Source organism: Rheinheimera marina (genome assembly GCF_042654345.1).
GTDB classification, from domain to species: domain Bacteria; phylum Pseudomonadota; class Gammaproteobacteria; order Enterobacterales; family Alteromonadaceae; genus Pararheinheimera; species Pararheinheimera marina.
In genome coordinates this window covers 1-4,064 of sequence record NZ_JBHSGB010000018.1, presented here as the reverse complement: position 1 = coordinate 4,064, position 4,064 = coordinate 1, and the positions used below count along the sequence as shown (strand labels likewise).

Below are 4,064 nucleotides of genomic sequence, written 5' to 3'. Positions count from 1 at the left end.
TGAGGGGAGCTTGCTCCCTGATTTAGCGGCGGACGGGTGAGTAATGTATAGGGAGCTGCCCGATAGAGGGGGATACCAGTTGGAAACGACTGTTAATACCGCATAATGTCTACGGACCAAAGTGTGGGACCTTCGGGCCACATGCTATCGGATGCACCTATATGGGATTAGCTAGTTGGTGGGGTAACGGCTCACCAAGGCGACGATCCCTAGCTGGTTTGAGAGGATGATCAGCCACACTGGAACTGAGACACGGTCCAGACTCCTACGGGAGGCAGCAGTGGGGAATATTGGACAATGGGCGCAAGCCTGATCCAGCCATGCCGCGTGTGTGAAGAAGGCCTTCGGGTTGTAAAGCACTTTCAGCGAGGAGGAAGGGATGTATGTTAATAGCATGCATTTTTGACGTTACTCGCAGAAGAAGCACCGGCTAACTCTGTGCCAGCAGCCGCGGTAATACAGAGGGTGCAAGCGTTAATCGGAATTACTGGGCGTAAAGCGCACGTAGGCGGTTGTTTAAGTTGGATGTGAAAGCCCCGGGCTCAACCTGGGAATTGCATTCAAAACTGGACAACTAGAGTGTGTGAGAGGGGGGTAGAATTCCAAGTGTAGCGGTGAAATGCGTAGAGATTTGGAGGAATACCAGTGGCGAAGGCGGCCCCCTGGCACAACACTGACGCTCAGGTGCGAAAGCGTGGGGAGCAAACAGGATTAGATACCCTGGTAGTCCACGCCGTAAACGATGTCTACTAGCTGTTCGTGACCTTGTGTTGTGAGTAGCGCAGCTAACGCATTAAGTAGACCGCCTGGGGAGTACGGTCGCAAGATTAAAACTCAAATGAATTGACGGGGGCCCGCACAAGCGGTGGAGCATGTGGTTTAATTCGACGCAACGCGAAGAACCTTACCTACTCTTGACATCTACAGAAGACTGCAGAGATGCGGTTGTGCCTTCGGGAACTGTAAGACAGGTGCTGCATGGCTGTCGTCAGCTCGTGTTGTGAAATGTTGGGTTAAGTCCCGCAACGAGCGCAACCCTTATCCTTAGTTGCCAGCGATTCGGTCGGGAACTCTAGGGAGACTGCCGGTGATAAACCGGAGGAAGGTGGGGACGACGTCAAGTCATCATGGCCCTTACGAGTAGGGCTACACACGTGCTACAATGGTATGTACAGAGGGAGGCGATGCCGCGAGGCGGAGCGGATCTCTTAAAGCATATCGTAGTCCGGATCGCAGTCTGCAACTCGACTGCGTGAAGTCGGAATCGCTAGTAATCGCAAATCAGAATGTTGCGGTGAATACGTTCCCGGGCCTTGTACACACCGCCCGTCACACCATGGGAGTGGGTTGCAAAAGAAGTAGGTAGCTTAACCTTCGGGAGGGCGCTTACCACTTTGTGATTCATGACTGGGGTGAAGTCGTAACAAGGTAACCCTAGGGGAACCTGGGGTTGGATCACCTCCTTACCTAAAAGACGCTAGTCGTTACGCAGTGTCCACACAGATGATTGATTGATGAAGTAGAGCACACAGAATTGGTCTGTAGCTCAGGTGGTTAGAGCGCACCCCTGATAAGGGTGAGGTCGGTAGTTCGAGTCTACTCAGACCAACCAGATTTGGGGTTATAGCTCAGCTGGGAGAGCGCCTGCCTTGCACGCAGGAGGTCAGCGGTTCGATCCCGCTTAACTCCACCATGAACTGGAAGTTACTGTGTAAGTTTAAAGACAAGTGATTAAGTTAATTACTTCTCTTTAAGCTTAATTGCTTGAAACTGCTCTTTAACAAATTGGCAAGCTGATAGAAAGAAGACAAGGTAAACAATTTATTTGTGAACCTTAATCACAGACCTGTAATTCCGAAACATTTTGGGGTTGTATGGTTAAGTGACTAAGCGTACACGGTGGATGCCTTGGCAGTCAGAGGCGATGAAGGACGTGCTAACCTGCGAAAAGCTGTGGGAAGTCGGTAAGAGACGTTGAACCACAGATGTCCGAATGGGGAAACCCAGTGAGTTTACTCACTATCATCACATGAATACATAGTGTGATGAGGCGAACCGGGAGAACTGAAACATCTAAGTACCCCGAGGAAAAGAAATCAACCGAGATCCCCTTAGTAGCGGCGAGCGAACGGGGGCCAGCCCTTAAGCTGGTAAGGTGTTAGTGGAAGGCTCTGGAAAGTGCCGCGATACAGGGTGATAGCCCCGTACACGAAAAGACCTTATTAGTGAAAACGAGTAGGACGGGACACGAGACATCCTGTTTGAACATGGGGGGACCATCCTCCAAGGCTAAATACTCCTGACTGACCGATAGTGAACCAGTACCGTGAGGGAAAGGCGAAAAGAACCTCTGTAAGAGGAGTGAAATAGAACCTGAAACCGTGTACGTACAAGCAGTGGGAGCCTCCTTGTGGGGTGACTGCGTACCTTTTGTATAATGGGTCAGCGACTTACGTTTTGTAGCGAGGTTAACCGAATAGGGGAGCCGTAGGGAAACCGAGTCTTAACTGGGCGAATAGTTGCAAGGCGTAGACCCGAAACCGAGTGATCTATCCATGAGCAGGTTGAAGGTTGGGTAACACTAACTGGAGGACCGAACCCACGTCTGTTGAAAAAGACGGGGATGACTTGTGGATAGGGGTGAAAGGCTAATCAAACTCGGAGATATCTGGTTCTCCTCGAAAGCTATTTAGGTAGCGCCTCGAGCGAATACCATTGGGGGTAGAGCACTGTTAAGGCTAGGGGGTCATCCCGACTTACCAACCCTTTGCAAACTCCGAATACCAATGAGTACTACTCGGGAGACACACGACGGGTGCTAACGTCCGCCGTGAAAAGGGAAACAACCCAGACCACCAGCTAAGGTCCCAAAGTCATGGTTAAGTGGAAAACGATGTGGAAAGGCATAGACAGCTAGGAGGTTGGCTTAGAAGCAGCCACCCTTTAAAGAAAGCGTAATAGCTCACTAGTCGAGTCGGTCTGCGCGGAAGATGTAACGGGGCTCAAACCATGCACCGAAGCTGTGGACTTGCACTAAGTGCAAGTGGTAGAGGAGCGTTCTGTAAGCCGTTGAAGGTGTGTTGTGAAGCATGCTGGAGGTATCAGAAGTGCGAATGCTGACATAAGTAACGATAAAGGGAGTGAAAAACTCCCTCGCCGGAAGACCAAGGGTTCCTATCCCATGCTAATCAGGGTAGGGTAAGTCGGCCCCTAAGGCGAGGCCGAAAGGCGTAGTCGATGGGAAACGGGTTAATATTCCCGTACCGGCAGTACTGCGATGGGGGGACGGAGAAGGCTAGGCAGGCATGGCGTTGGTAGTCCATGTGAAAGTATGTAGGCAGGGGGATTAGGCAAATCCGGTTCCCTAATGCTGAGGTACGAGACGAGCCACTACGGTGGTGAAGCTGTTGATGCCACGCTTCCAGGAAAAGCCTCTAAGCTTCAGGTACTGTCGACCGTACTCGAAACCGACACAGGTGGTCAGGTAGAGAATACCAAGGCGCTTGAGAGAACTCTGGTGAAGGAACTAGGCAAAATAGTACCGTAACTTCGGGAGAAGGTACGCTCTCTAGTGTGAAGGCCTTGCGCTGTAAGCATCGGAGAGTCGCAGTGACCAGCTGGCTGCAACTGTTTATTAAAAACACAGCACTCTGCAAACTCGTAAGAGGACGTATAGGGTGTGACACCTGCCCGGTGCCGGAAGGTTAATTGATGGGGTTAGCGCAAGCGAAGCTCTTGATCGAAGCCCCGGTAAACGGCGGCCGTAACTATAACGGTCCTAAGGTAGCGAAATTCCTTGTCGGGTAAGTTCCGACCTGCACGAATGGTGTAATGATGGCCAGGCTGTCTCCACCAGAGACTCAGTGAAATTGAAATTGCGGTGAAGATGCCGTATACCCGCGGCTAGACGGAAAGACCCCGTGAACCTTTACTATAGCTTGGCACTGAACATTGACCCTACATGTGTAGGATAGGTGGGAGGCTTTGAAGTTGGGACGCTAGTTCTGATGGAGCCGTCCTTGAAATACCACCCTTGTATGTTTGATGTTCTAACCTGGGCCCCT

2 tRNA genes and 2 rRNA genes are annotated in these 4,064 nt (G+C 51.3%); all 4 read left to right on the top strand.

The annotated features are described in order from the left end of the window. Nucleotides 1-1,466, top strand: a 16S ribosomal RNA gene (locus tag ACFO3I_RS18550); the annotation flags it as partial. Between the two features lie 69 nt (nucleotides 1,467-1,535). Further along, nucleotides 1,536-1,612: transfer RNA gene (locus ACFO3I_RS18545), tRNA-Ile, on the top strand. A 5-nt stretch (nucleotides 1,613-1,617) separates the two neighbouring features. Continuing rightward, nucleotides 1,618-1,693 (top strand) — tRNA-Ala (locus ACFO3I_RS18540). Nucleotides 1,694-1,876: 183 nt separating this feature from the next. Next, a 23S ribosomal RNA gene (locus ACFO3I_RS18535) occupies nucleotides 1,877-4,064 on the top strand; the annotation flags it as partial.